Annotated in this window: 30 protein-coding genes, 1 tRNA gene and 1 pseudogene; 20 read left to right on the top strand and 12 right to left on the bottom strand. The window is 62.9% G+C overall.

Features of this window, described 5'->3' with window-relative positions; genetic code table 11:
• Window positions 1-113 precede the first annotated feature (113 nt).
• Window positions 114-1847, bottom strand: coding sequence for a HAMP domain-containing sensor histidine kinase (locus CXY78_RS09520; protein WP_104089146.1), 1734 nt, complete (start codon window positions 1845-1847; stop codon window positions 114-116).
• A gap of 46 nt (window positions 1848-1893) precedes the next feature.
• Window positions 1894-2586 carry a response regulator transcription factor gene (locus tag CXY78_RS09525; protein ID WP_092112483.1) on the bottom strand — a complete coding sequence of 231 codons (693 nt, stop codon included), beginning with the start codon at window positions 2584-2586 and terminating at the stop codon, window positions 1894-1896.
• 142 nt (window positions 2587-2728) lie between these two features.
• Between CXY78_RS09525 and folP the strand changes: the two genes are divergently transcribed.
• Both folP and CXY78_RS09535 read left to right on the top strand, forming a co-directional pair.
• Window positions 2729-3643, top strand: a complete 915-nt coding sequence (gene folP, locus CXY78_RS09530) for a dihydropteroate synthase (protein WP_104089148.1) — start codon at window positions 2729-2731, stop codon at window positions 3641-3643.
• The gene (locus tag CXY78_RS09535) at window positions 3643-4437 is read left to right on the top strand and encodes a pyrimidine reductase family protein (protein ID WP_092341857.1); all 795 of its coding nucleotides are present in this window, start codon (window positions 3643-3645) and stop codon (window positions 4435-4437) included. Before folP ends, CXY78_RS09535 begins: the two co-directional genes overlap by 1 nt.
• Window positions 4438-4732: 295 nt before the next feature.
• Here CXY78_RS09535 and CXY78_RS09540 read toward each other — a convergent pair whose 3' ends face one another.
• The 3 genes from CXY78_RS09540 to CXY78_RS09550 all read right to left on the bottom strand — a co-directional run bounded on the left by CXY78_RS09540 (window position 4733) and on the right by CXY78_RS09550 (window position 8720).
• Window positions 4733-6385, bottom strand: a complete 1653-nt coding sequence (locus CXY78_RS09540; RefSeq protein ID WP_104089149.1) for a DNA repair helicase XPB — start codon at window positions 6383-6385, stop codon at window positions 4733-4735.
• Window positions 6386-6552: 167 nt separating this feature from the next.
• Window positions 6553-8445: a helicase-associated domain-containing protein gene (locus CXY78_RS09545; protein ID WP_104089151.1), complete on the bottom strand. Its 1893-nt coding sequence runs from the start codon at window positions 8443-8445 to the stop codon at window positions 6553-6555.
• A complete protein-coding gene (locus CXY78_RS09550; RefSeq protein ID WP_134505257.1) occupies window positions 8445-8720 on the bottom strand; it encodes a hypothetical protein in 276 nt (91 codons plus the stop codon). Before CXY78_RS09550 ends, CXY78_RS09545 begins: the two co-directional genes overlap by 1 nt.
• Window positions 8721-8813: 93 nt before the next feature.
• On the opposite strand from CXY78_RS09550, the gene CXY78_RS09555 reads away from it, so the two are divergent.
• Both CXY78_RS09555 and CXY78_RS09560 read left to right on the top strand, forming a co-directional pair.
• Window positions 8814-9194, top strand: coding sequence for a cold-shock protein (locus CXY78_RS09555; protein ID WP_092112494.1), 381 nt, complete (start codon window positions 8814-8816; stop codon window positions 9192-9194).
• Window positions 9187-9876: a DUF3027 domain-containing protein gene (locus CXY78_RS09560; protein WP_104089152.1), complete on the top strand. Its 690-nt coding sequence runs from the start codon at window positions 9187-9189 to the stop codon at window positions 9874-9876. The genes CXY78_RS09555 and CXY78_RS09560 overlap by 8 nt, the downstream gene beginning before the upstream one ends.
• Here CXY78_RS09560 and CXY78_RS09565 read toward each other — a convergent pair.
• Together CXY78_RS09565 and serC are read right to left on the bottom strand one after the other, a co-directional pair.
• Window positions 9769-10029: a DUF2530 domain-containing protein gene (locus tag CXY78_RS09565; protein WP_092341862.1), complete on the bottom strand. Its 261-nt coding sequence runs from the start codon at window positions 10027-10029 to the stop codon at window positions 9769-9771. The two genes, CXY78_RS09560 and CXY78_RS09565, sit on opposite strands and share 108 nt — an antisense overlap.
• Window positions 10030-10048: 19 nt before the next feature.
• Window positions 10049-11167: a phosphoserine transaminase gene (serC, locus tag CXY78_RS09570; protein ID WP_104089154.1), complete on the bottom strand. Its 1119-nt coding sequence runs from the start codon at window positions 11165-11167 to the stop codon at window positions 10049-10051.
• 131 nt (window positions 11168-11298) lie between these two features.
• On the opposite strand from serC, the gene CXY78_RS09575 reads away from it, so the two are divergent.
• From CXY78_RS09575 to CXY78_RS09595, 5 genes are all read left to right on the top strand, one after another.
• The gene (locus tag CXY78_RS09575) at window positions 11299-12018 is read left to right on the top strand and encodes a metal-dependent transcriptional regulator (RefSeq protein ID WP_092341864.1); all 720 of its coding nucleotides are present in this window, start codon (window positions 11299-11301) and stop codon (window positions 12016-12018) included.
• 335 nt (window positions 12019-12353) lie between these two features.
• Window positions 12354-13106 (top strand): C40 family peptidase, encoded by a 753-nt coding sequence (locus tag CXY78_RS09580; protein ID WP_233197446.1) that lies wholly within the window; start codon window positions 12354-12356, stop codon window positions 13104-13106.
• A 346-nt stretch (window positions 13107-13452) separates the two neighbouring features.
• Entirely contained in the window at window positions 13453-13950 is a 498-nt protein-coding gene (locus CXY78_RS09585) for an HNH endonuclease (protein ID WP_092112504.1), read from the top strand.
• Between the two features lie 10 nt (window positions 13951-13960).
• On the top strand, window positions 13961-14353 hold the full coding sequence (locus CXY78_RS09590) for a VOC family protein (protein ID WP_104089217.1): 393 nt from the start codon (window positions 13961-13963) through the stop codon (window positions 14351-14353).
• An 83-nt stretch (window positions 14354-14436) separates the two neighbouring features.
• Window positions 14437-14511 (top strand) — tRNA-Arg (locus CXY78_RS09595).
• Between the two features lie 226 nt (window positions 14512-14737).
• Here CXY78_RS09595 and CXY78_RS09600 read toward each other — a convergent pair.
• Window positions 14738-14899 (bottom strand): annotated as a pseudogene (locus CXY78_RS09600) (site-specific integrase); the annotation flags it as partial.
• On the opposite strand from CXY78_RS09600, the gene CXY78_RS09605 reads away from it, so the two are divergent.
• From CXY78_RS09605 to CXY78_RS09630, 6 genes are all read left to right on the top strand, one after another.
• Window positions 14859-15332: a transposase gene (locus CXY78_RS09605; protein WP_104089218.1), complete on the top strand. Its 474-nt coding sequence runs from the start codon at window positions 14859-14861 to the stop codon at window positions 15330-15332. The pseudogene CXY78_RS09600 and the gene CXY78_RS09605 sit on opposite strands and share 41 nt — an antisense overlap.
• A 110-nt stretch (window positions 15333-15442) precedes the next feature.
• Complete coding sequence (locus CXY78_RS09610; RefSeq protein WP_158253305.1) at window positions 15443-15895, top strand: DDE-type integrase/transposase/recombinase; 453 nt, start codon at window positions 15443-15445, stop codon at window positions 15893-15895.
• Window positions 15896-15930: 35 nt separating this feature from the next.
• Window positions 15931-16116 (top strand): hypothetical protein, encoded by a 186-nt coding sequence (locus CXY78_RS09615; RefSeq protein WP_104089157.1) that lies wholly within the window; start codon window positions 15931-15933, stop codon window positions 16114-16116.
• A 244-nt stretch (window positions 16117-16360) separates the two neighbouring features.
• Window positions 16361-16792, top strand: coding sequence for a hypothetical protein (locus tag CXY78_RS09620; protein ID WP_140425547.1), 432 nt, complete (start codon window positions 16361-16363; stop codon window positions 16790-16792).
• 178 nt (window positions 16793-16970) lie between these two features.
• Window positions 16971-17819 (top strand): alpha/beta fold hydrolase, encoded by an 849-nt coding sequence (locus CXY78_RS09625; protein WP_104089160.1) that lies wholly within the window; start codon window positions 16971-16973, stop codon window positions 17817-17819.
• A gap of 473 nt (window positions 17820-18292) precedes the next feature.
• The gene (locus tag CXY78_RS09630) at window positions 18293-18703 is read left to right on the top strand and encodes an ester cyclase (protein WP_092341875.1); all 411 of its coding nucleotides are present in this window, start codon (window positions 18293-18295) and stop codon (window positions 18701-18703) included.
• A 256-nt stretch (window positions 18704-18959) separates the two neighbouring features.
• On the opposite strand, the gene CXY78_RS09635 is transcribed toward CXY78_RS09630, so the two are convergent.
• Entirely contained in the window at window positions 18960-19292 is a 333-nt protein-coding gene (locus tag CXY78_RS09635) for a hypothetical protein (protein ID WP_104089161.1), read from the bottom strand.
• A gap of 387 nt (window positions 19293-19679) precedes the next feature.
• A complete protein-coding gene (locus tag CXY78_RS20755) occupies window positions 19680-19901 on the bottom strand; it encodes a hypothetical protein (protein ID WP_140425687.1) in 222 nt (73 codons plus the stop codon).
• A 718-nt stretch (window positions 19902-20619) separates the two neighbouring features.
• Here CXY78_RS20755 and CXY78_RS21030 point away from each other — a divergent pair.
• Entirely contained in the window at window positions 20620-20757 is a 138-nt protein-coding gene (locus tag CXY78_RS21030) for a hypothetical protein (protein ID WP_158253307.1), read from the top strand.
• Between the two features lie 157 nt (window positions 20758-20914).
• Window positions 20915-21544 (top strand): cysteine hydrolase family protein, encoded by a 630-nt coding sequence (locus CXY78_RS09645; protein WP_104089164.1) that lies wholly within the window; start codon window positions 20915-20917, stop codon window positions 21542-21544.
• A 564-nt stretch (window positions 21545-22108) separates the two neighbouring features.
• Here CXY78_RS09645 and CXY78_RS09655 read toward each other — a convergent pair.
• Window positions 22109-22477: a hypothetical protein gene (locus tag CXY78_RS09655; RefSeq protein WP_104089167.1), complete on the bottom strand. Its 369-nt coding sequence runs from the start codon at window positions 22475-22477 to the stop codon at window positions 22109-22111.
• A gap of 586 nt (window positions 22478-23063) precedes the next feature.
• Between CXY78_RS09655 and CXY78_RS21035 the strand changes: the two genes are divergently transcribed.
• Complete coding sequence (locus CXY78_RS21035) at window positions 23064-23234, top strand: hypothetical protein (protein WP_158253308.1); 171 nt, start codon at window positions 23064-23066, stop codon at window positions 23232-23234.
• 24 nt (window positions 23235-23258) lie between these two features.
• A complete protein-coding gene (locus CXY78_RS09660; protein WP_104089168.1) occupies window positions 23259-23669 on the top strand; it encodes a hypothetical protein in 411 nt (136 codons plus the stop codon).
• Between the two features lie 331 nt (window positions 23670-24000).
• Here the strand turns inward: CXY78_RS09660 and CXY78_RS09665 are convergent, their stop codons facing one another.
• The gene (locus tag CXY78_RS09665) at window positions 24001-24252 is read right to left on the bottom strand and encodes a PLDc N-terminal domain-containing protein (protein WP_104089170.1); all 252 of its coding nucleotides are present in this window, start codon (window positions 24250-24252) and stop codon (window positions 24001-24003) included.
• Window positions 24253-24453: 201 nt separating this feature from the next.
• On the opposite strand from CXY78_RS09665, the gene CXY78_RS09670 reads away from it, so the two are divergent.
• Window positions 24454-24861 (top strand): DUF1579 domain-containing protein (locus CXY78_RS09670; RefSeq protein WP_104089171.1); only part of this gene is annotated, 408 nt, incomplete at its 3' end.

Raw genomic sequence — 24861 nt, forward strand, 5'->3', positions numbered from 1 at the left:
CTCCTACATAACAGTGGTTGGTGACTGTGAGAGTAGAAGAGGAGCGGCAGCATCCGCTTGTCAGGCCCGGATCTGTGAGCGGATGTCGCCACCCGTACCCTGGGGAGGAGCCCCTACGGGATGACGGGCTGGGCGTGCTGCGGGGCGCTCGGCGTTCCGGCGAGGGGCAGCGAGATACGGAAGGTGGCGCCGCCGCCGGGAGTGTCGACGACATCGACGGTGCCGTTATGGCTCGCGACGATCGCGGCGACGATGGCGAGTCCGAGGCCGCTGCCGCCGGTTTCGCGAGCGCGAGACGAGTCGGCGCGCCAGAATCGCTGGAAGATCTTCTCCCGAATCTGCGGCGGAATTCCCTCGCCGTGGTCGATCACGGCGATGGAAGCTCGCTGGGCGTGCGAGTCGACCATCACCTCGAGCTCGATCGGGCTGTCCGAGGCGGTGAAGCGCATCGCATTGCCCATCAGGTTGGTGATGACTTGCCGAATCTTGTTCTCTTCGGCCATGACGATCGGCGGCAGTTGCGGCTCCACCGGCAGTACAGTCAGGTCAGCCTCGGGCAGAACGACGGTTCCTCGACGCGGTTTGCGGGTGCGCAGCCGGGCCAGGGTGGCGCCGGCGAAGGCGATGGCTCCGGTCGGCGTGCCGGTTCCGGACGGCCGGGTGATGGCGCCGGTGGTGACGCTCTCCGACGAGTCGTTTTCGAACGGCACAATTTTGCCGGAGTCGCCGTCAACGTGCCCGTCGAGATCGCCATCGAGCGGCCCGACAACAGCCGGGGGAGTGAGTACGGTGACCTGGCGGCCCGGGGAGCTCGCCATGGCATCGAGGGCGGCGTCACGGGCCAGGGGAACGAGGTCGACCGGGGTCAGCGCGAGCGGCTTGGTCTCGTCGAGGCGAGCGAGTTCGAGCAGGTCCTCGACCAGGCCGCCCATGCGAATGGCCTCTTTCTCGATGCGTTCCATGGCCTGAGCAACATCTTCGGGGGTTTGCAGCGCGCCCATGCGGTACAGCTCGGCGTAACCGCGCACCGAGACGAGAGGGGTGCGCAGCTCGTGGCTGGCATCGCCGACGAAGCGGCGCATCTGGTCGATGGTGCGGGCTCGGTCTTTGAAGGCGCGGTCGATGCGGCTGAGCATGATGTTGAGCGAGCGGTTGAGGCGACCGACCTCGGTGTTTGGGGTGGCCCCGCCGAGCCGCTGGCTGAAGTCGCCGTCGGCGATGGCCGCGGCGGTCTGTTCCGCCTCACGCAACGGCACGAAGGTGGTCGTGACGAGCACCCGGGTGAGCATGGCACCAATCAACACGACCCCGGCGCCGAAGCCCAGAAAGATCGTGAGATAGGTGGCCATGGTGTTCTCGGTCGGCCGCAGCGAAACGGCCATGACGAGGGTGCCGTAGGTGCCGGTGGGGCTGATCACCACGGGCACCATGATGGCGTGAAACTCGGTGTCGTGGGCAGCGTCCCAGAGTGTCTGAATCTGCCCGTCGAGCTGCGACACCCGCTTCAGGTCGAGCGGCATACCCACCACAGGCAGCTCAGCGTGGTCGCGTTCCTGCCAGGTGCGGGTGATCAGGGCGCCGTCCTGGTCATACAGTGCCACGAAGTAGTCCGACGCGACGCCCTCGGTGTCACCCTGCGAGAACACGCTCGACGAGTAGCCGCTGAGCGCGGTCTGCGTGTCGACCTGCAGCTGCGTGTCGACCTGGGTCACCACATACTGCTTGAGCATGGCCATGGTGCCGATGCCCGAAACGAGCAGGCCGAGCGTGAGCATCAGCACCGTGACACCGGTGATCTTGGAACGGAGGGAGATGCTGCTCCACCGCCTGGACAGGGTTTCGTGCATAAGTGAATTTAGTCTACGAAAGCTCGCTGTGCCTAAGCCCCATGGATCATGCCTTGGCAGCCTTGAGCATGTAGCCGAAGCCACGCTTGGTCTGGATGAGCGGTTCGCTCGAGTGCACGTCGACCTTGCGGCGCAGGTAGGAGATGTAGCTCTCCACGATTCCGGCGTCACCATTGAAGTCGTACTCCCAGACGTGGTCGAGGATCTGCGCCTTTGACAGCACCCGGTTGGGGTTCAGCATGAGGTAGCGCAGCAGCTTGAACTCGGTCGGGCTCAGCTCGATGGCCTCGGTGCCCACGAGAACCTCGTGGGTGTCCTGGTCCATGGTGAGCTCGCCGGCGCGGATCACGGCATCCTCGTCGGCGTGCATGGTGCGGCGCAGAATGGCCTTGATGCGCGCGACGATCTCGTCGAGGCTGAACGGCTTGGTCACGTAGTCATCGCCGCCGACCGTTAGTCCGGTGATCTTGTCCTCGGTGTCGTCTTTTGCCGTGAGGAAGAGGATCGGTGCGGTGTAGCCGGCCGAACGCAGGCGCTTGGTGACCCCGAAGCCGTTCATGTCGGGGAGCATGACGTCGAGAATGATGAGGTCGGGTTCCTCCTCGAGCACGGCGGAGATGGCCTGTGCACCATTGCCAACGGCGCGCACGGCGAAGCCGGCGAAACGGAGGCTGGTGGTGAGGAGATCGCGGATATTGGGTTCGTCATCGACGATAAGGATGCGGGGGCCGTCAGTCATGCCACTAGTATCTGCGCGTTAGCTGGAGCTTTGCTGAGAGTGGGCGGTACGTGGTGGGATCGGCGGGCGGTGATCCGTCGTGCGGCACGAATTACCGACATGATGGGAGGAACGATCGACGTGTTTCAACCTGAGGACCGATATGACCCGCACCAGAATCAGTTCGGCCCCGGCCTTGACGCTGCCACAACTGGATGCCCCGCGCCGGCTGATCGGCGGCCGCACCTTCGACTTCGATCGTGAGGTGGCCGTGATGGCCATCATCAATCGCACGCCGGACTCGTTCTATGACCAGGGCGCAACGTTCGCTCTCGACGCATCCGTTCTGGCGGCCCGTCAGGCTATTGCCGACGGGGCCGACTGGATCGATATCGGCGGTGCGAAGTTCGCGCCCGGGCCGGCCGTGCCGATCGAGCAGGAGATCGACCGGGTGGTTCCGGTGGTCGAGGCCCTGCGCGGTTCCGGGGTCGTCATCTCGGTCGACACCTTTCACCCCGCCGTGGCCGCCGCGAGCATCGCCGCCGGCGCGCACGTGATCAACGACACGACCGGGGTGCATGACCCCGCGATGGCCGATGTCGTTGCAAACAGCGATGCCACCCTGGTGATCACGCACAGCCTCGCGGCGCCGCGAATGCCGTACCCGGCGCCGCACTACGACGATGTCGTGGCCGAGGTGAGCGCGTTTCTGCTCGCCAGGGTCGACCGTGCGGTCGGGCGCGGGGTGCCGCCCGAACGCCTCATCATCGACCCTGGCCATGACCTCAACAAGACCACCCGGCACTCGCTCGAACTGACCCGTCGGCTCGGTGAGATCGCCGGCCTCGGCCTGCCCACCCTGGTGGCCGTGTCGAACAAGGATTTCGTGGGGGAGAGCCTTGACCGTGAGCGCGGCGAACGGGTCGAGGGGTCGCTGGCCGCCATGACGGTCTGCATTCTGCAGGGCGCCCGCATCGTGCGCATGCACAACGTGCGGGCCGCCGTCGACGCCGTGCGCATGACCGAGGCCATCCTCGGGTTTCGCGAGCCTGCCTACGAGCGTCACAACCTCGCCTGATGGGTGCCGAAGTGCCCTCGCGGGCTGAGTCGTCGGTGCGGGCCGAACTACCTCCGAGCTCTGAGTCTTCCGTACGCGCCGAACTGCCGCCACGGGCCGAATTGATCGAGCGTTACCGGGTGGCTGACCGCTCGGTGCCGTGGGTGCGCGTGAATTTTATCGCGAGCCTCGATGGCGCCGCCACGGTTGACGGCCTCAGCGGTGGCCTGAATAACGCCGACGACAAGCTGGTCTTCGACACCATGCGGCTGCTCACCGACGTGATTCTGGTCGGCGCCGGAACCGTGCGGGCCGAGGGCTACGGCGGCATTCTCCTGTCAGAGGATGACGCGGCCTGGCGCGTGCAAGCGGGCCTGGCCTCCCAGCCCCCCGTTGCGATTGTGTCGGGGCGGCTGGATCTTGAGCCGGGGCATCCGGTTTTCGTTGATGCGGCGACCCGGCCGATCGTGCTGACCCATGCTGCCGCACCGGCCGACCGCCGGGCCGCGCTCGCCGCAGTGGCCGACGTCGTCATCTGCGGCGACGAGGCGATTGACCCACGCCGGTTGGTGGCGGAGCTCGCGGCGCGGGGCCTGCCGCAGATTCTGTGCGAGGGCGGTCCGCACCTGTTCGGCGATCTGGTCGCGGCGGACCAGGTCGACGAGCTCTGCCTGAGCCTCGCCCCGGTCCTCGTCGGAGGTTCCGCCGGGCGTATCGCGGTCGGGGAGGCCGCGGCGACCCGAGCCATGGAACTGCTGCACGTGCTGCGCGCCGGCGACATGCTCTTTTTGCGCTACCTGCGCCCCGCCGGCTGAGCGGGGGCGGCTGAGCGCGCGGGCTGATCGCGTGCTGGTGGGCGGCCTGCGCCGGGCCGCACTGGCTGGGCCCACCTTATAACCCTGGGCCCAGTTTATAAACTGGGCCTGTGGACGGGGCCTGGGCCCCGTCCACAGCCACCGGGGGACGCGGGTGTGCGCGGGGCTGGGGGGGGTGATCCGCTCGGCGAGAGGTGAGTTGGGGGCGGGCCGCTCACCGAGCCGTGAGTTTGGGGGCGGGTCGGCGCAGGAAACTCACGGGTCGGCGAGGCCGCTGGACAAAACTGCCCGCGGGTCAGACAGCGAGGGGGGCCGTGAGGCTCTGGGCGTCGAGGATCGTGTAGCTGTAGCCCTGTTCGGCCAGAAAACGCTGGCGATTCTGCGCAAAATCCTGGTCGACCGTGTCGCGGGCGACCAGCGTGTAGAAGTTCGCCGACAAGCCGGACTCCTTGGGTCGCAGCAGCCGGCCGAGGCGCTGGGCTTCCTCCTGGCGGGAGCCGAACGAGCCCGACACCTGGATGGCCACGGTCGCTTCGGGGAGGTCGACCGAGAAATTCGCGACTTTCGAGACGACGAGCACCTTCACCTCGCCCACCCGGAACGCTTGGTACAGCCGCTCGCGTTCGTCGATCGGCGTGGCGCCGGTGAGCTGCGGGGCGTTCAAGACCTCGGCGAGTTCGTCGATCTGGTCGAGGTATTGGCCGATCACGAGGATGCGTTCGCCTTCGTGCTTCGCGATCAGCGCCTGCACCACGCCGAGCTTGGCCGGTGCGGTCGCGGCCAGGCGATAGCGCTCGTCGTCGGCGGCAGCGGCGTAGCTGAGCCGCTCGGACTGCGGCAGGTCGATGCGCACCTCGTAGCAGTTGGCCGGGGAGATGAAGCCCTGGGCCTCGATCTCTTTCCACGGGGCGTCGAAGCGCTTCGGGCCGATCAGGCTGAACACGTCGCCCTCCCGGCCATCCTCCCGCACGAGCGTGGCGGTGAGGCCGAGGCGGCGACGCGCCTGCAGCTCAGCGGTGAGCTTGAACACGGGCGCGGGCAGCAGGTGCACCTCGTCGTAGATCACGAGGCCCCAGTCCATCGCGTCGAGCAGTTCAAGGTGCGCGTACTCGCCCTTGCGCTTCGCGGTGAGAATTTGATAGGTCGCAATGGTGACCGGCTTGACCTCTTTCACCTGGCCGGAATACTCGCCGATCTCCTCTGCGGTCAGGGTGGTGCGCTTGAGTAACTCGTCCCGCCACTGGCGCGCGGAAACCGTGTTGGTCACCAAAATGAGCGTGTTCGTCTTCGCGGTCGCCATGGCTCCGGCTCCGACGAGGGTCTTGCCCGCGCCACAGGGCAGCACGACCACGCCGCTACCGCCGTCGAAGAAGCTCGCGACGGCCTTGTTCTGGTAGTCGCGCAGCGCCCAGCCGTCTTTCAACAGGGCGATGTCGTGCGGAGTTCCGGGCGTGTACCCGGCGAGGTCTTCGGCCGGCCAGCCGAGTTTGACCAGCTCCTGCTTGAGCTGTCCGCGTGCCCACGCCTCCACCAGGTATGTCTCCGGTGACGGATGCCCGATCAACAGTGGCGCGATTCGCTTGGCTCCGGCGATTTCGGTGAGCACGGCCTGGTCGCTGCTGTGCAGCACGAGGGCGCCCTCGGAATCGCGCTCGATGACGAGCCGGCCGTAACGCCCGACGGTCTCGGTGATGTCCACGCTGACCGTTTGCGGTATGGCGAATTTGGAATATTTCTCGAGCGTTGCGAGCATATCCGACGCATCGTGCCCGGCCGCACGGGCATTCCACAGGCCGAGCCGCGTGATGCGGTAGGTGTGGATGTGTTCGGGCGCGCGTTCCAGCTCGGCGAAAACGGCGAGGTCGTGACGAGCATCCTCGGCAAGAGGGTGGGCGACTTCGAGCAACACCGTGCGGTCACTTTGGACAATCAGGGGGCCATCAGACATAGCGCCCAATCCTACTCTCGTCAGTGCGCGGTCCTGTCCAGGGGCTGGTCATTGCGCACGCATTCATGACTCTCGTCAGTGCGCGGTCCTGTCCAGGGGCTGGTCATTGCGCTCTCACTCTCGTCCGGTCGTCGGTCGCGTCCAGCGGATGCCCGCGCGCAGGCCGGTCAGGGCGCCGGTGTGATGCTGAGGATGCTCTTGAGCGGTAGGGTGCGCTCGATATCGGCACGGCGGTCCCGGGCCCGAAAGCGTCCGTTGCTGACGCTGGCCGGTTCGAGCAGGTAGTCCACCACAGCGCCGCCGGGCATCGCAATGCTCACCAGGATGGTCTGCTTGGCCTTGATGGCGGTGTCGAGCTGGCGGGTGAGCCAGGCATCCGCTACCGAAATACCACTTTCGGCGCCGAGTCGTAGCTTCTCGACCAGGTTGTGGGTGGTATCAACCGTCGGCGTCAGCGTGACGTGGGCGATCTGGTGGCGGCGCAGGTGCACGATCTCACCGAGGTCGTCTTCGGCGGCGACCGGATAGCGCGCATCACTGAGTGCCCAGAACACGGCATCACCGGCGAAGCGGCTGAGCAAGTGTTCGCTGTCGCCGGCGCGCACGAGAGTGAGTGGCGCCAGAGTTTGGTCGACGGCGATCGTGCCGAGCAGCGCGGCATCCGCTGAGCAGACGTAGCTCAGAAAAACGGTCTCATCGCCGACCGGAGCGACCGGAGCGACCGGGGCGCCGGTGAGACTTCCCACTCGCACCCGACCGTACCGCGAAGCCGACTCCTTGATGAGGTAATCGACCGGCTGCGGAATGCCGGTGAGCGAGATCGACGCGAGAAAAGCCAGCAGCGAGTCGGCGTTCTCGCCCGCGGCCAAGGCGCGATTGACGGATGCCGCGGTGATGCGATAGCTCGACGCCAGCTCGCGGCTCTCCACGTCGGCCATCCCGCGCAGGCGGGAGTCGATGGACGGTGCGAGCGGTCCGGGCGCGACGATCGAGAGGTCGTGCTGCAGATACACCGCGCCGACCTCGGTCGGGAGCGCGATCGCCATGGTGTCCACGGCCGCCTCGAGGTCGCCGCGCAGTACGCTCGCGCCGGCCGTGCTGGTGGTGTCGTGGGCGGTGATACCGAGCAACTCGGCGTCGCGGGCGAACTCGGTGAGCTGTGCGAGCATCCACTCGCCGCCGGCCGGGTACAGCCAGGCGATGAACGTGGTGAGGCCGTCTCCCCAGAGCAGCCCGGCCTGACGCGGCAGGATATCGGCCACGATCGGCGGGAGCGCCGACTGCCAGGCCGCGGCCAGCGCCGCCCAGCGCGCGGTCGTGCGTTCGAGCAGCCAGCCTTCGCCCGCCTCGGTCTCCATCCAATAACCGTCGGAGCGGGCGAGCAGGTCGGCCCGCGATGCCAGGGCCAGGATCGGGGCCACCAGATCGACGTCGACGGACATCACGGCGGACAGTCGCTTGGTGTCGGGCAGGCCTAGCCCGCCCCGGCTGAGCTGCCGGGCAGGCTCGCGGCTGAGCTCGTTGACCAGCTCGGCGATCGATGACACGACCGCGAAGGCGCGTTCGGCGGCCAGCTGGTCGATGAACGCGACCTCGGTTTCGGGGACAGCGGTGAGGGATGCCGGGGGCAGAGCGACAGCGAGGTCGGCGGCACCCGGCAGGCCCTGGGCCGGCCAGCGCGCCAGGTGAGCCGACACGGCGTCGTAAGGAATGCAGCATCCGTCGGCGTGATCGGCGAGGAGCTGGGCGTGCAGGGTGTCGACCCGACTGGTTACCTCGGTCAGCGTGACCTCGGTCGACCCCAATTCGCGCAACCGGTTCGTCACCGCTTGGAGGGTGGGAACGGAATTGTTGCTCGTGAGCTGCCCGGCTACCGCCAGAACAGCGATCGTCGAACGGTCGAGGTGGCTCAAGGCCAGTTGCACATTGCCCGGGTCAAGCAGGGCCTCGGCCAGATCGAAGAAGTCATGGATGCCGCTCGCAGAAATGCCGCGCACCCCGATAACGCGCCGCAGCTCGGCATCGGGCAGGACCCGAAGTCTCGATGCGAGGCCGAGCATTACTCGCGGTCTCGTCGAGCTTCGCGGCTGCGGCGAACTCCCACAGAGATCATGAGCGCGATGATGAGCACGAAGCCGAAGGGCAGTCCGTAGAGCGGAAGGATGAAGATTGGTGGCCAGATACCACGGCTGAATCCGTCATTGGCGCCGACGCCCATCGCCGTTGCGATGATCACCATGACGAACGCCAGAATCGACAGCCCCACCACGCTCGCCACCATGTAAGCGAGAACGCGCTCAAGCCGGCTAACGGGGTGTGGAGTTTGATTGGTCACCTGCTAAGGATACGGGCACGCCGGTGCCATAACCGAATATGCTTGGTTCACACCCCGCGCACTTCTGTGCGCCCAAAACTCAGTGAGGTTCAGATGCCCACCGGCAAGGTCAAGTTTTACGACGAGGAGAAAGGCTTTGGCTTCATCACATCCGATGACGGTCAAGAAGTCTTTCTCCACGCTTCCGCCCTGCCCTCCGGCGTAACCGTCAAGGCCGGCGCGAAGCTCGAATTCGGCATCGCCGACGGCAAACGCGGCGCCCAGGCGCTCTCGGTACGAGTGATCGAGGCGCCGCCGAGCCTGAGCAAGTTCAACCGCAAGCCAGCCGACGATATGGCCATCATTGTGGAAGACCTCGTGAAGCTGCTCGACGGTATCGGCACCAACCTCAAGCGTGGACGCTACCCCGAGTCGAGCCACAGCAAGAAGATCGCGGCGATGCTGCGCAAGGTTGCCGAGGAACTGGATGCCTGAGCTGACAGACGCTGAGCCCACCGCGGTCGAGCTCACCGCGGCCGAGCTCACCGCGGCCGAGCCGACCGAGGCCGAGCCCACCCGGCCGACCGACGCCACCCTGCTCGCGGCCGTCGAGCTGGCCCGCGCGGCGCTGCTGGAGATCACGACCGACGACACCATCGGCGAGGTCATCGGCCACATCGACGAGGGCGACCTCGTGGTGTCGCTGCTGTTCGACTGCCTAATGACCGGCTACCCGGGCTGGCGCTGGACCGTCAGCCTCGCGCGGGTCGACGAGAACTCCGAGCCGAAGGTGCTCGAAACCGAGCTCACACCCGGCGATGACTCGCTGCTCGCACCCGAGTGGGTGCCGTGGTCGGATCGCCTCGTCGACGACGGTGGCGACGACAGTGAAGCGGATGCTGACGACACCGACGACGACGAGTCAGACGATGACGATGATGATGACGACGACGAGTCGGATGACGAGTCAGACGACGACGCGGACGACGACGCAGAGTCGGGCGACGACGACGCGGATGACTCGCTCGACGCGCTCGACGCGCTCGACGGCATCGACTTCGACGAGGCGCTAGCGGCGGCGGAACTGCACCCAGGCGAGACCGAAGAGGCCGAGGCCGACGCCGATCACAGTGCACCACAGCCACCAACCCGCGGTCGTCGCGCTCGCCGCCCCTAAGTCTGACGCTGCCGGCGCCGTGACCTCAACGATGAGGGCGGCGCCGAGAGCGACCAGCCAGACGATGGTGCCGACGAACAGGGCTTTGCGGGCATCCGTTCGCGCGGGCAGCGGATCGGGCCGACGCTCGCTGTCTTTCAACCAGAGACGCATGACCCGATCCTTACGTTCGCTAGTTGCCGAGGTGTCCGACGACGTGCTCGATGGACGCCACGAGCTTTTTGACGTCCTCCGGGTCGATCGCCGTGAAGGTCGCGATGCGCAGCTGGTTGCGGCCGAGCTTGCGGTACGGCTCGGTGTCGACGATGCCGTTGGCGCGCAGCGTCTTACTGATGGCTGAGGCGTCGATGGCGTCGTCGAAGTCGATCGTGACGACAACCTGCGAGCGGTGCGTCGGTTCGGCCACGAACGGGGTCGCGTAGTCGACGCCGGCTGCCCAGTCATACAGAACGGATGACGATGCCTGCGTTCGCGCCGAAGCCCACGTCAGTCCGCCGCTCTGGTTGATCCAGTCGATCTGGTTCTCCATCAGCAGCAGGGTGCTGAGGGCCGGCGTGTTCAACGTCTGGTTCAGGCGCGAGTTGTCCACGGCGTTCTTGAGGCTGAGGAACTCGGGAATGTACCGGCCGCTCGCCGCAATGCGTTCGACGCGCTCGAGCGCGGCGGGGGAGAACAGGGCGATCCACAGGCCACCGTCGGAGGCGAGGTTTTTCTGCGGGGCGAAGTAGTAGACATCCGCTTGGCTCGCGTCAAAGTCGATGCCGGCCGCGGCGCTGGTGGCGTCGATGACGGTGAGGGCGCCGGCATCGCCGTCGACCCGGGTGACCGGGGCCATGACGCCGGTCGAGGTTTCGTTCTGGGGCCAGGCGTAGACGTCGATGCCGTCGCGCACCACGAAGTCGCTGCGTGAACCGGTGTCGGCTTTAATCACGTCGGGGGCTTCGAGCCAGGGGGCAGCGGCCGCCTTGGCGAACTTGCCGCCGAATTCGCCGAAGACCAGGTTCTGCGCGCGGGTTTCAATGAGGGAGAAGGCGGCGGCATCCCAGAATGCGGTCGAGCCGCCGTTGCCAAGCACAACTTCGTAGCCGTCGGGAATGCGAAACAGTTCGCCCAGGCCGGCGCGCACGCGACCGACGAGGTCTTTCACGGGGGCCTGGCGGTGCGATGTGCCGAGCACTCCGGTGCCGAATCCCAGCAGGTGATCGAGCTGTTCGCGCCGGATTTTCGATGGGCCGCAGCCGAATCGTCCGTCGAGGGGGAGCAGATCGGTGGGTATCAGTAGGTCGGCCATACGGCGATTCTAGTTGCCCAGCTGCGGGCGGGTAGGCTTGTGACGCTGTGCGGGCCCGGCCGGGGCCGCCAACGGCGCACCATTCACTTACCTATGAACGGTGCACGCACGAGCCGAATGAAGGGCTGCGGATGAGCGATCTGATCGACACCACCGAAATGTATCTCCGCACGATCCTCGACCTGGAGGAAGAGCAGATCGTGCCCCTGCGGGCGCGCATCTCCGAACGCCTCGGTCACTCCGGCCCGACCGTCTCGCAGACCGTCGCGCGGATGGAACGAGACGGCCTCGTCATCGTGTCTGGGGATCGACACCTGGAACTCACCCCGGCCGGCCGCAGCAAGGCGGTGCACGTGATGCGCAAGCATCGCCTGGCCGAACGGCTGCTCAGCGACGTGATCGGACTCGAGTGGGAGTTCGTGCACGACGAAGCCTGCCGCTGGGAACACGTGATGAGCGAGCAGGTAGAACGCAAGATTTTGGAGTTGCTCGGTCACCCGACCGAGTCCCCCTACGGGAACCCGATTCCGGGCCTCGACGAGTTCGGTGAGTCCGCGGCCGTTGCCTTCATGGCGGGGGTGACCAGCGTGCTGTCGGTGGTGGGGAATTCGACCGTGCCGGTGACCGCGGTCATCCGTCGTCTCGGTGAACCCGTGCAGTTCGACCCGGAGTTGCTGCTGCAGCTCAAGCAGAGCGGTGTGATGCCCGGTGCGACCGGGGCGTTTTCGGCCGCCGGATCGTACGTTCTAGTACAGGTCGAGGGTTTTGGTGCTGGATTAGAGCTGCCCAACGAGGTCGCCGGGCACATTTTCGTGACCACGCCGATCGGCTACAGCCCGGTCGCTCACTGACATTGCGCCGGGTTCGCAGTGCAATGAATCGAGCCAGTCGTCTCGACCTGTTAGCCGGTCCGTTACCAATCCGTTAGAAAAGTGTCACTTCAGGGTGACAAATGGGCGCAGTTCTTGTAGCCTCGGGGATGTCCCACAGACCATGAAAGGTCGAAGGACTCTAGTCAAGACGCCTGCTTACCCCGTCTCTTGATTTACGAACACACCCGCGATCAGCGAAGTGGACGGGACAACGACCTAGTGTTGTCGAGGCGCCGGAGGTTAAAACTTTGGCTGCATTAGGAACGAGAAGGTCCCAACGTGGGCTGAGCCGAACATCCGATTCCCTGGAAAAAGTGGCATCGTCGGCACACTCCCACCGAGCACTGCCGCGCGCGACCCCGAAGAAGCGCCGTGGCGGTATCGCCAACATCGTCGTCATGACCCTGGCCACCGGCCTCGTTGCCACCATGGCTCTCCCGGCGTATGCCTTTGTTCCCGGTTCGAAGGACGCCTCTTTCAAGGCCACCGAGTCCACGGAGATGTCCAAGGCTCAGGCGCAGGCTGTTGAAGTCGATGCGCAGGCCGCCACCGTGAGCGTGGCTCGCGAGGGATTCACCGCCACCACTCCCGAAGAACTTGCTGCTGCTGCCGCCGCCGCGGCCGCGGAAACCCGCCGTGTCGAGGTTGCCGCGCAGATGACCTCCTACGCCGCGAGCTATTCTGGCCCGAGTGTTGCCGACTTCCTGGCCAACCCGACCTACCCGAATTTTGATCTTGCATCCGTTTTCAATGTTGCCTCGCAGTATCAGGGCACACCGTATGTTTACGGTGGCGCCACCCCGGCCGGCTTCGACTGCTCCGGCTTCATTATGTACGTCTACGCGCAGTTCGGCATCAGCCTGCCGCACTCCTCAGTGGGCCAGGGAGCGGCCGGTACCAAGATCTCGATCGAAGACGCCGTGCCCGGCGACCTCGTGATCATGGACGGCCACGACGGCTTCTACGCGGGCAACGGAAACATTCTGCACGCGCCGTACACCGGCCAGTCCGTGCGGATCCAGCCGATCTGGACCAGCGACTATTACATCGTGCGGATCGGCATCTAGTTCGCCTCCTCGCGTGAACACTAGGTAACAGCTCACACAAATGGCGCACACAGGTTCACCTGTTGGGCCATTTGTGGGTTAACCTAGTGCCCTGATGTAGTTTGTAGGGCCGTAAGGAGAGCCAATGCATGAGCGACGCACTATCCACACCATGGATGTGCGCGGTCGCGAGTGCTTTCGGCATAGTTGTCAGAGCAAGAAGAGCTGTGTGAGCAGCCAGAAGGCGTTGTCATTGTGACGGCGCCTTTTTTTGTACTCTTTTTCGCTTTGCCACGCTCCTGTTCTTTCCGCATCGGATGTAGTTCGAATGGCTGGAAGCCGTCCAGCCTCCTTCGAAAGGGAGCGCATGCGCACACTGGTACTCAATGCGGGCTATGAGCCCCTCGCCGTTGTCTCGTTCAAACGAGCGCTCATTCTGGTAATGAACCAGAAGGCCACGATCGTGCAGTCGGATCAAAACCACCCTGTTTTCGCGGCCTCGGGCTCGTGGGATCGCCCGAGCGTTATTCTGCTCACCCGGTACGTGCGCATCCCCATGTCACGCCTGGTGCCGGTGAGTCGCCGCGGGGTGTTGCGCCGCGACGAGCACCGTTGCTGCTACTGCGGCAAGTCGGCGGCCACAATCGACCACGTGCTGCCGCGGTCGCGCGGTGGCCGCGACACCTGGGACAACCTCGCGGCCTGCTGTCTGCGCTGCAACAACCTCAAGAGCGACCACACCCCGGCCGAGATGGGCTGGGAGCTGCGCTTCACCCCACGGATGCCGCAGGGCACGACCTGGATCGTGCGCGGAGTCGAGCGGCCCGAGCAGGAATGGGATGCCTACCTGGCGCCCGCCGCGTAGGCTTTTGGTCATGCGAATCAACATTACGAGCGTGTTCGTCGACGAACAGGTGAAGGCGCTGCGGTTCTACACCGAGGTGCTGGGCTTCGTGAAAAAGAACGACGTTCCGCTGGGCGGTGAGGACCGCTGGCTGACCGTGGTGTCCCCGGAGAACCCTGAGGGTACCGAACTGTTGCTGGAGCCGAGCGGCCACCCGGCCGCGAAGCCGTTCAAGGACGCCCTGGTCGCCGACGGTACTCCGTTCACCCAGTTCGCTGTCGATGACGTTCCGGCGGAGTATGAGCGACTGCGAGGCCTCGGCGTGCGCTTCACCCAGGAGCCCACGGTCATGGGGCCGGTGACCACCGCGGTTCTCGACGACACGTGTGGCAACCTCATTCAGATTGTGCACATGGCCAGCTAGCTGACCCAAGCCTGCAGGCGTTCGTGTGCCGCGACCCGCCATCGAGCGGGCGGACCGGCGTGACCGGCTAAACTTGCCGAACCGCCTCTGTAGCTCAGTGGAAGAGCAATTCCGTCCTAAGGAAATGGCCGGGGGTTCGAATCCCTCCAGGGGCACCATGCTTTGAGGCCCTGCATCCCATGTAAACACTGGGCTGTAGGGTTTTCGTACTTCTCAGGAATGGCCGTTTGCCCACATTTTGCCCACACTTCAAAAAATTTCGGTGTGATCTGAAGTCGGTGAAACGGCTCAAAACTGGCATTTCAACGTGCAACGAGGACACCCTGCCGGGGGTTTTTGAGGCGGCTCCTCGAGATCGACAACCGGCCCCGACGGCGTGAATCGTTACGGCAGCGCGTCCGACCTAATCTTTGCAATATCAAGCGCGATCGCCACGGCGTCAAGGTCATCGTCAAACAGGTCGGCATAGGTGTCCAGGGTCATCGCCGCTGAGGCGTGTCCCAGCATGCGCTGTACCGCTTTCACGTTTGCGCCGGCCGAGATTGAACCGTCCCTGATTTCTTGCCGCTTTCTTTCTAGTGAAAGGATTCGGTTATGCCCAAGAAATTACCCAGATGAGGTTCGTGAGCGAGCGGTTCGTATGACGCTTGATCGTGTGAAGGATTACCCGTCGATGTGGGCCGCGTGCCGCGAACTGGCCCCCAAGCTCAATGTCGGCCCGGAGACGTTGCGGAAGTGGGTCAGGCAGGCGCAATCCGACGCGGGAGAACGGACCGGCCCAACGAGCGAAGAGCTCGAGGAGATCAAGCGCCTCAAGCGCGAAAACCGCGATCTTCGGGAAACTAACGAGATCCTGAAAGCAGCGGCGTCTTTCTTGAGCTCAGGGAGCTCGACCCTCGCAACCGTCCATAGTCGCGTTCATCGTTTCGATGAAGGCGAACGGCCATGGAGTCGAGCTGACTTGTGGCGTCCTGCGTGAGCAGGGCGTCGCGGTCACTTCACAGCACGTATCGTGCGTGGAAGATCCGCGCTGCTGCGGTTAGGACCCGCAGCGACGCTATCCTTCTGGATCGGCTCAAAGCGCTGACAGTGCGGGACGTTCAGGGCCGGCAGCAGCCAGAGATTCTCTACGGCCGCCGCAAGATGACGGCCTGGCTGAGCCGAGGCGAGTTCGCCGGCGTGTCCAAGCACACCGTGGACCGGTTGATGCGGCTGGAAGGCATGAACGGCCTCGTTCGCGGCCGTAAACCGCGCAGCACAGTCTCCACCGGGAAGGATTCGGCCCGTGCTCCTGACTTGTTGAAACGCAATTTCAGCGCGCCCCACCCGAACCACAGCTGGGTGACGGACTTCACGTATGTGCCGACGTGGGGCGGGTTCATCTACGTGGCCTTCGCGATCGACTTGTATTCTCGAGCGATCGTCGGCTGGCATGCGTCCACGGTCAAGGACACCCCGTTCGTTGAGGTGTGTTTGAACATGGCGCTCTGGCGCCGAGACAACGCCGGGCACACCGTCCAACCCGGCCTGATCNGACGGTAGGTGACGCGTATGACAATGCGGCCGCCGAGACCGTGATGGGCCTCTACAAGAACGAGGCCGTCGCGAAGAACTCACCCTTCATAACCGGTCCGCTGAAGACCCTCGCCGACGTCGAGAAGCTCACCTTCGACTGGCTCGAACGCGGCATCAATGTCAACTACGACCTCGCCCGGCACTACCGCACCTGGCTAGACCAACAATCGGCCACAATTACCACTTGACATCAATAGGAGCATCAAAACGGCGGCATGAAACCCGGGACGGTTCAAAGCCAGGGAAAGCCGGCAGAAAATGTGGAAGTCGACGGCAGAAAGTAGGAAGCAATCGGGTAAGGAAAACGACGAGCAGAAGCGGTGAGGTCGATGAGTTGAAGTCGACGATGTGCGGTGTGGCATGCGGGGCTGTGTCGGTGGCTGGGTGCAGAATCGTGATGGAAAGCTGAAGCGTTCTCAGTTTGGAGGTTAAGTGATGGTGCAGGTGACGGAGCGCGACGAGGCACTTTTGGCGTGGTTGGACGTTGTTCGGCTCGCCGATATGGACGCCGTGCGGTGGGCGTTGGGCGCCCTGTCGGGTGCTGGTGAACCGGTGTCATTGCGCCGGGCGCAGCAGTGGGCCGCGCGGATGATCGGGACTGGATTGCTCGACCGGGGCCGGGTTGCGTATCGGGACGGGTCGATAGTGTGGGCCACGTATCTGGCGATTGGGAAGCCGGCGCCGAACCTGTTTCGGCAGACGACGCGGCACGAGGTAGCGGTCGCGACGGTATCGGCCCGCTATCTAGCGCAGGGGTTCACGTGGCGGCGGGATCGCAAACCGAACAGCCCTGAGCTGGTGCTGACGATTCGTGTGGAAGCGCGAATTTTATGCTCGCAGAAGCAGCGGCTGTGCGTGGGCTGAGTCATGCCCTGCGGGACCTGCGACGACTGACACCCCTCAATTGCCGTCAGGCGGGTCGATCGCGAGACCATTTTTCTCAGCGACCATCATTTCAGCGTTCTTTCAGCGAACCTCGGTTGTCTGGAGTTTGCAATCTCAGTTACCTCTAGCGAACCATCTACGATTACGAGGAGAGAACATGCCTTTCATCACCGTCCCCGGTCAGAACGATCCCGACGTGGAACTGCACTATGAAGATGTCGGTGCCGGTAAGCCCGTCGTCTTGATTCATGGTTGGCCGCTGAGTAGCAGGTCCTGGGAGGGTCAGGTGCCTGCGCTGGTCGATGCTGGCTACCGGGTGATTACGTACGATCGTCGCGGGTTCGGCCAGTCGTCGCAGCCGTGGAATGGGTACGACTATGACACGTTCGCTGCCGATTTGAAGGCTGTTGTCGACACTCTGGACCTCCGGGACGTTACCCTGATCGGATTCTCGATGGGTGGCGGTGAGGTTGCCCGTTACGTGGGCACGTACGGCACCGACCGCGTCGCGAAGCTCGTCTTCGCCAGCGCAGTGCCACCGTACCTGTGGAAATCAGATGACAACCCCGATGGCGGCGTGGACGCCGGACTGGCCCAGTGGTTTCACGACGGGTTGACCGGGGACCGGCCGGCGTTCCTGTACGAATTTGTGCAGATGTTTTTCACCGCTGGCAAGCCGTCGCTGGTGAACAAACCGAAGGTCAGCTCGGAGCAGATTGCTTACAACCTTGATATCGCCGAGATGGCGTCGCCGAAGGGAACGCTCGACAGCACGACCGCATTCGCCACGACGGACTTCCGCGCTGACCTGATGAAAATCACCGTGCCGACCCTGGTGATACACGGTGACTCCGACACCATCGTGCCTTTCGAAGTCAGTGGCAAGCGCACTCACGAGGCCATTTCCGGCAGCGAACTCGTGCTGATCGAAGGTGCCCCTCACGGTCTCACCGTCTCACATAAGGACGAGTGGAACCGGCACGTAATCGCCTTCCTCGCGAAGTAGCGGAACCGAACAGGGACCGAGCCGACGCGGTGAAGAGCCGGCAGTGCAGGCTCCCCTTCGATAGGTCGTGGCGGTGCGTGAGCACGCCGGCACTGAGGCCCTTTTTGGGCAGAATCCTGACGTCGACTTGTTGCCCTGTACGGAAACAATCGAGGCAGGTGTTGGTCGCCCCGTCAGGGCGTCGTCAACCTCGCCGGTTCATAGCCAACGTGTTGCCATGTTCTGGGTCATCACATCCGTTCTCCCGTACCGGTTCCACGATTAGCAACACTGCGTCCTCGAGGCATACGCGCCTGTCCTTGCTCTTGACCGCGTCGACTACGCAGGACCGCAGGGGACCAAGAATTTCGCCATAAGGCTGGATTACTAGAGTACGCAGTGTCATCGGCGAGACGTTGAACGTCAACGGCGGTATGGTCACCTCGTGGCCCTCACAATCCCATCCATGTAAATCCTAGGAAGAGAGTAAACACATGAGTCAAGAAGCAAATATTGCTGCCCAGCAGAAGTTTGGTGACGCCGTCAACAGCGGGCAACTTGATCTTCTCGATGATCTCGTGGCCGTAGACGCGGTCGATAACGACCCGGCCCCTGGCCAAGGCCCGGGGCCGGCAGGCTACAAAGCGTTCTTCGGCGAGATGATTGCTGCTTTTCCAGATTTGCACATCGCCGTCGAGCGCCTCGTCGCAAACGATACCGACGTCGCATTCGCTTACACCCTCACAGGCACCCACCAAGGTCCTTTGAAGGGCCACGCCGCGAGCGGGAAAACGATATCTGTTCGCGGGATGCAAATTAGCCGGTTTGAGAACGGGAAACTTGTCGAGCGGTGGGGCAGCAGCGACGAACAGGGCATGCTCGAACAACTTGGCCTGGCACCGTAACCGGCAATAACTGGCGTTTCCAAGCAGAAGAAGTAGGGCCGAAGGCGCACACTCGAATATGACTTACGACGTGAGACGGCCGTAATCGCACGTGGCAGGCAGGCAGGCAGGCAGGGGTGTAGCTGATGCACCCCTGGCAGCGCGGCCATCCGTCAACGCTTGCGCGCAGGTAGGGGTGGCTGATGAATTCGTTGCCGCTACCAACGTCGTGCGTTTCGTTTCCCGCGCGTGTGTTGGCGTCAAAAAGACGAGCGGCCTAATGGGTCCTCCGGGTACCCACCTGGAGGAGGTCTCTGCCGCGGGGCGAGGTGACAGTCCGGGCAGTGGACAGCACGATGAATTTCGTTGAACCCGCCTGTTCGTTGAGTGCGGCGGCGTGGCTCCATATAAAGATCCATGTTTTTGCCATGGCTTTGTCGGCCGACGACGGGTTTGCACATTTATACAGACAGATCGCATAGGTGTCGGTGACGAAGGCGTCGTACAAGGAGCCGAAGGCGAGTGCGTCGCCTGCGGCCACTCGTTCGAGAAGCAGATGACCGCCGATATAGACCGCCGGGTAACGCGGCTCCGTCTCGGCGGCGGTCATGGTGCGGGCCCAAACGATCGAACGACAAATGTAGACAAGGCGCTCCCTAGACGTGGTGAGTGAATCCGCTGACAGGGTCCAGGGCAGCGATTAAAAACTATGTGACCTAAATGGGGTGTGTCAAGGTCTCGGTTTTAGGATCTGCAGGGCATCAGTAATCCCTGTTGTTTTGGCTTGTGCGCTGATCCTTTGCAATACGCAGAATGTGTGCCGAATTTGTGTGACAAATTTGCGATTCTTGGGCGATCCGTTTGGGTTATCACGTAATCGAACGTATAAATGACACCCGTAGAGCATGGGTTGAGCGCTCGTTAGCCGAGCGTCTTGCGGAGCAAGTAAATTTCGTTGTCAATGCGGAAGTGGACTGTTCCAACGGCTGGAGAGTCGTCAGAGGACGACGCTGGCAAAAATCAGCGCTGCGGTAATGCCGGCCACTGCGACCAGCAGCAGCAGCGCTCGATTGATTCGACGACGGCTAACCGTTCCTTTTCGGAATGCGGATCGTGAGACTCGATCCAGGTCGGGGAACAGTGCCTGGAAGGGTGGATCCTGAGGTGCCGGGCTGATAGATTCCTCGGCTGGGTGTCCATCATCATCGATTTTCGCCATATCTCCAACGTACCGGTCATGGCCAAGCCGCAGTCGAGTATGAGACGCCCGCAGATCACGAAATTCCTGCGAGGGGAACGGCAGAGGGGACACATATGCAGCTCGGGTCAAGAGTTGCTAAGCAGCCAGGGTCAGTAGCGCAGCTCGATGCTGTCCGCCCAGGACAACTCTGCGCCGAAGGCCATAACGATGGCTAAGCCGACATCATTGCCCCGACCAGGGTGGAGCCCTCGAAGGGTAGGCCCGTCATGAGTCCGGTGCAGGATCGTGCGCCCTGCACGCATGCTCCTGGCTGTTCTTTGTGCCGACCAGGGACGTTTTTGTATCCCGGGACTGGAGAATGCTCGTGCAAAATTGTCGTCGTCGGGCCAGACTGAGGGATATGGATCTTGACACTGGGGGAGTGATGAGTCGAAGTGAATTTGAGGATGCTTTGGCTCGTACTGTTGTAGGGCAGCTCCGTACCGGTACTGGATCTGTATCCCTTGACGTCGTACTCCGGGACGTGGCGAACTCAGTGCCCGGCTTGGATACTCGCGTTGACGCGATCGAGGTCGCCCGATTCGTCTTCGCTCAGCTCGACCCGACGGCCGATGACGGGATGCCGTGGAGGGGGCCGCCCTGTCCCTCGTGCGGCACCGAGATGAACGCTGAGATTATGAGCACCAGGAATAGTCTCAGGGGATGTGAGCGCTGCCCTCAGTGTGATCTTGTCTTTTTGCTGCCGGACCTATTCGCGGTGCAGACCCGCGGCGACATGCCAGCGCTGACCGACAACGCCGCGAACCAGATCACCACCGCCGGGTATGCCTACGACGGCACCGGAAACCTCACTGCCACCCCCATGGCAACGTAGGCGTAAAACGGGTTCCAGCAGATGACGGCCGCCACCACCGGCGGCGTAACATCGTCATACATCTACGCCGGAGCCGACCAGAAAGCGGTCCTCACCGAAAGCACCGCATCCCATCCGCCGGAAGTCCCACCTCAGCACATCAACCAAGGGAGATCCCATGTCCTCGCCCCGCCGCGCCCTGATCGTCATCGACGCCCAACAGGAGTATTTCGAAGGACTGCTGCCGATCCAATACCCCGCACGCGATGAGTCACTCACTCGTATTGCCGAGGCGATGGACGTTGCTGAGCAGGCTGGCATTCCGGTCGTTGTCGGGCAACATCAATCCCCTGCGGGGTTCCCGGTCTTCGCGCCGGAGTCGTCGACCTTCGAATTGCGACCCGAGATCGCCAAGCGCGCCGATAACGTGGCTCATCGCTTCACGAAGTCATACGCCAGCATCTTCGCGGGTACTGGCCTCGAGGAGTGGTTGCGCGAACGTGGGATCGACACAATCACCATCGTGGGCTACATGACGAACAACTGCGTTATCGGTTCCGCCGCCGCTGCCGAACCCCTGGGATTCACCGTTGAGGTGCTGTCGGATGCAACCGGAGCCATCGACATTGTGAATTCCGCCGGTTCTGCGCCGGCAAAGCGGGTGCACGAGACAATCATGGCCGTCCTGAACTCCAATTGGGCTGCGGTCGCCACGACGAGTGCGTGGACCGAAGCCGTAACATCCGAGAACGCTGTTGCAGGAGACAACCTCATCGAGTCAGCTGCCCGGGGGCGGGACGCCAGGTAATGCAACGAACGGCAGGAATCGGTACGCAACGTCGTACCGATTCCTGCGCTTCCATGCTTTTGAAGGCATGAAAGTGACTGATCAGTACGCAGTAGCCGAACCCATATCGGACTCGTAGTGATTGGAAGATCATGCGGATATATTGACACCATGACTGGCAGACGGATGATTTTGTGGGTCGGCAGGCACCAGGTCGGGCTTAGCCTCGCAATGGTCGTGCTCTGGCTAGCAAATGCAACGATCCAGATAATTGCGATCGCGAACGGAGACACGGGAACCGACGGAGGGCATGTTTTTAGTCTGGTTCTCGCTCTACTGATAGGCGTCCTCTCAGCTGCAAGCGCGGTCATCGCTTTGACTGCCAAGGCGAAAAAGACCGCGAAGGATCAGACGCATCGAGCTGACCCGTAAGCCGAACCTCATACGGGAATTGAACTGTGTCGAGACACCATTCTCCCTTTGTCCTGGCCGTCACAGGGCACGCGACGCTCTCTGCGCCCGTCGGATTAATCCACGGTGACCGAGTTTCACAGCGGTGTACGTCAAGGGCCCCTATTTCGGCGGTTATCCCAGCGGCGCCGAGCCGAAATGTAGGAAGTCGGGACTCGTGTAATCAACAATTGTGACGCTGTGAATCTCGTTCATGAAGTTGCTGCCAGGAATCTCAACTTCCTGCGGACTGGCTGATGCCATGACGGGGGCGATTTCATAACTGAGACCAGCATCGGTCGTCCAAGCTCCATCGGCATTGGTGACCAGGTCGCCTTCATTGAGATAGAGCCTCAAGTTCGGCGAGGTTCCTGTACTGAAGTCGGTGAGAGTCGCCTTGATCGTGCCGTCACTGTGGCGCGCGATCTCGACAGAGCCAACCGTTTCAGTCCATTGAGTCACGAATTGCCCGGTGAGCGGGAGTTGCTGCTCGAACGCGCTCATTTGGGGTGGGTCGTTTTGGTTTGCCTCAGCTGGCGTCGCCACAGGCACCGGCGCGGACGGCGCAGACGACGGAGCGTGAGAGTCAACGCTCGGGAGTGGGGCGCTGACGCATCCACTGGAGCAGAGTACGAACGCCCCAGCGAGTGCGAATATTGAGATCTGACGAATATCGAAGCGCATACGCTCGAACCTAACAGTCAGCTGATCGTAGCTGCGGTATCAGGCTTCGGCTATCGACATTCTACCCACGCGGTGATCCCCGCTGGCCGTCGTGAATAAAGCAAAGGGCCAGCGCGCCGTTGACCGCTGCGTTTTGGTCGACACAAGGAGACATTGAACGGCGAATATCAATCATGTGGCGCGGAGGATGGGACGAGAGCAACGAGCGGCAGGGCAGAGAGCACACGTTTCACATCAATTTTCGACAGCTGCGCGGTCTGTCCAAGGCCGAGACAGCTCGTTTTGCACCCTCTCGTTAGGGGAACCCCTTACGGGAATTGACGGAGGCCTCGCAGCATCCAAAGGCTGGCGACCGGTCTCGGGGCGATAGTGTCTGTGGCACGGCTGCTGAGCGAGGGGGACTGCAATGAGTGAAGCGATGCTGGCGCGTGATCTCCTGCCGCTGCAATACCGTGCGCTGCCCATGTTGCGCCTGTTCCTCCCCTTCTTTGACGCAAATGGGCGTGCTCAGCGGTGGTCGTCATTTCTTGTCAATGGAACCGAATTGACCGGCTCCATCAGTTGGTTTGAGGTCTGAAATCGTTACGCGGATGAGCGGGGAGTGTCTGCCAGCCCGCCAGAACCGTCTCGAGGCTACATCGACCCGGTGACGGCCCAGGCAGTCACCGAAGCACTGCATCAGCTTGGTCCGACCACCGTGCTGCATTGCCTGCGCTGGGCGGGATATGCGCCCTATAACGGCTCAGGCCGGTTGATGCGGCGACTCAACGAAGATTTCGTTCCCTACGACCTCCCAGTCAGCAAGTTCGTTCAATCCAGTCGAGAAAATCGCGTACCTGAGTTTGCCAATGATGACGAGGGCCGGTTTGCGTGGGGCACATTCTTGTATCCCGATTCGGTGATCATTGCTGCGGATGTCGACCTCTACCGGCACCTGGTGAACGACGTACGCCTGGACACCGTGTCGATCGTGCACGAGCGAGATACCCTGCCCATTAGTTCGGGCGATTAACTGCGAAGACCCTTCTGTCTGTTTGAGGCTCCGACGTTTTCAAGTGCGGTGCTTCTTTACCGCCGGGCGAACGCACCAACCAAGCAAATTCGGCCAAGTCGCGCCGGCCAGTCCGGCTACCTATCGATGCGATTCATGCTCACGCTCACACTACCGCCGCACCCCCTGTCTCCGCAGTCCCGAAAGGGGAACGTCTTGCGGGCGCACAATTAAGAGATCGAACACGAACGCGAAGACACGCCTGAATTCGCCAGACCCTACGCCAGACGTCGGAGGTTTTTGGAAGACACTGCGTCCTACGCGACACGGTGCTCTCGCTGCTGCGGAACGGCTACAAATCTGTGTTCGGCTGCACCTGGGCGAGACCTGATCGACGTCCTATAGACAGCCATGCCAGCGGACCGACGACCGGTACGAAAATCGTCACGAGCGCCCAGATCATGGCTTGCGCTCGGGTAAGGCGTTTAGCGGTTTGAGCCATCGAGACAAGCGCTACGACGGCTAGGGCGATGACCAGAACCGAGAACATAGTCCACGCGATGTCATACCCGACGGGAATGATTGGATTAATAAAGTTGCCCATGTCGTCAGCTTACGGCGAAGGTTCTGCGAGCGGAAACGGTACCGGCGGCAACGGTCAAGCCCTGTGTTATGCGTGGGCAGCCCGTAACCGGAAGGCTCAACGGGTACGCTGACGCCTGAACCGCCGACGTCCGGTCGGGCGATCCGTCACCGGCCACCTCAGATGATTGCCGGGTTTAGCTCCCGAACGTAGGGTTGAATCATGGCTGAGCATGAAGAGTTGGCAGTTTTTCTGGGTGACTGGCATGCTGAGGGCATCTCTTATGGTGGTGACGAGCAGTCGCTGGATAATCCGCATGCGGGAGCGAGTCCGTGGAACAGCATCCACTCCGCCCGGTGGCATTCGGGCAACTACTTCATCGTGCAAGATGAGCGCGCGAACGGTCCGTTCGACACACTTAGTCTGATGGGCTGGGACGCTGAAGCCGGCCGCTTTTTCGCCCGAACGGTCGAGAATCACGGCTTCGCACGCGATTACACTCTGACTGTCGATGGTCATACTTGGACGCTGACGGGCGAGCACGAGCGAGCAACGTATCGATTTGGCGAAGACGGTCGCAGCCAGGAGATCGCCTGGGAGTGGAAACCCGCTGACGTATGGCTACCGCTT

The organism is Cryobacterium sp. N19 (assembly GCF_002929595.1).
GTDB lineage: Bacteria > Actinomycetota > Actinomycetes > Actinomycetales > Microbacteriaceae > Cryobacterium > Cryobacterium flavum.

Excerpts from the sequence above, each read along its gene's own strand:
- CXY78_RS09575 (WP_092341864.1), top strand. The coding sequence starts at position 11,299 with ATGAGCGATCTGATCGACACCACCGAAATGTATCTCCGCACGATCCTC.
- folP (WP_104089148.1), top strand. The coding sequence starts at position 2,729 with ATGACCCGCACCAGAATCAGTTCGGCCCCGGCCTTGACGCTGCCACAA.
- serC (WP_104089154.1), bottom strand. The coding sequence starts at position 11,167 with ATGGCCGACCTACTGATACCCACCGATCTGCTCCCCCTCGACGGACGA.
- CXY78_RS09665 (WP_104089170.1), bottom strand. The coding sequence starts at position 24,252 with ATGGGCAACTTTATTAATCCAATCATTCCCGTCGGGTATGACATCGCG.
- CXY78_RS09555 (WP_092112494.1), top strand. The coding sequence starts at position 8,814 with ATGCCCACCGGCAAGGTCAAGTTTTACGACGAGGAGAAAGGCTTTGGC.
- CXY78_RS21035 (WP_158253308.1), top strand. The coding sequence starts at position 23,064 with ATGAGTGAAGCGATGCTGGCGCGTGATCTCCTGCCGCTGCAATACCGT.
- CXY78_RS09565 (WP_092341862.1), bottom strand. The coding sequence starts at position 10,029 with ATGCGTCTCTGGTTGAAAGACAGCGAGCGTCGGCCCGATCCGCTGCCC.
- CXY78_RS09615 (WP_104089157.1), top strand. The coding sequence starts at position 15,931 with ATGGGCCTCTACAAGAACGAGGCCGTCGCGAAGAACTCACCCTTCATA.
- CXY78_RS09645 (WP_104089164.1), top strand. The coding sequence starts at position 20,915 with ATGTCCTCGCCCCGCCGCGCCCTGATCGTCATCGACGCCCAACAGGAG.
- CXY78_RS09560 (WP_104089152.1), top strand. The coding sequence starts at position 9,187 with ATGCCTGAGCTGACAGACGCTGAGCCCACCGCGGTCGAGCTCACCGCG.
- CXY78_RS09540 (WP_104089149.1), bottom strand. The coding sequence starts at position 6,385 with ATGTCTGATGGCCCCCTGATTGTCCAAAGTGACCGCACGGTGTTGCTC.
- CXY78_RS09520 (WP_104089146.1), bottom strand. The coding sequence starts at position 1,847 with ATGCACGAAACCCTGTCCAGGCGGTGGAGCAGCATCTCCCTCCGTTCC.
- CXY78_RS09525 (WP_092112483.1), bottom strand. The coding sequence starts at position 2,586 with ATGACTGACGGCCCCCGCATCCTTATCGTCGATGACGAACCCAATATC.
- CXY78_RS20755 (WP_140425687.1), bottom strand. The coding sequence starts at position 19,901 with ATGGCGAAAATCGATGATGATGGACACCCAGCCGAGGAATCTATCAGC.
- CXY78_RS09655 (WP_104089167.1), bottom strand. The coding sequence starts at position 22,477 with ATGAGCGCGTTCGAGCAGCAACTCCCGCTCACCGGGCAATTCGTGACT.
- CXY78_RS09605 (WP_104089218.1), top strand. The coding sequence starts at position 14,859 with ATGCGCTGTACCGCTTTCACGTTTGCGCCGGCCGAGATTGAACCGTCC.
- CXY78_RS09625 (WP_104089160.1), top strand. The coding sequence starts at position 16,971 with ATGCCTTTCATCACCGTCCCCGGTCAGAACGATCCCGACGTGGAACTG.
- CXY78_RS09535 (WP_092341857.1), top strand. The coding sequence starts at position 3,643 with ATGGGTGCCGAAGTGCCCTCGCGGGCTGAGTCGTCGGTGCGGGCCGAA.
- CXY78_RS09585 (WP_092112504.1), top strand. The coding sequence starts at position 13,453 with ATGCGCACACTGGTACTCAATGCGGGCTATGAGCCCCTCGCCGTTGTC.
- CXY78_RS09545 (WP_104089151.1), bottom strand. The coding sequence starts at position 8,445 with ATGCTCGGCCTCGCATCGAGACTTCGGGTCCTGCCCGATGCCGAGCTG.
- CXY78_RS09630 (WP_092341875.1), top strand. The coding sequence starts at position 18,293 with ATGAGTCAAGAAGCAAATATTGCTGCCCAGCAGAAGTTTGGTGACGCC.
- CXY78_RS09635 (WP_104089161.1), bottom strand. The coding sequence starts at position 19,292 with ATGACCGCCGCCGAGACGGAGCCGCGTTACCCGGCGGTCTATATCGGC.
- CXY78_RS09590 (WP_104089217.1), top strand. The coding sequence starts at position 13,961 with ATGCGAATCAACATTACGAGCGTGTTCGTCGACGAACAGGTGAAGGCG.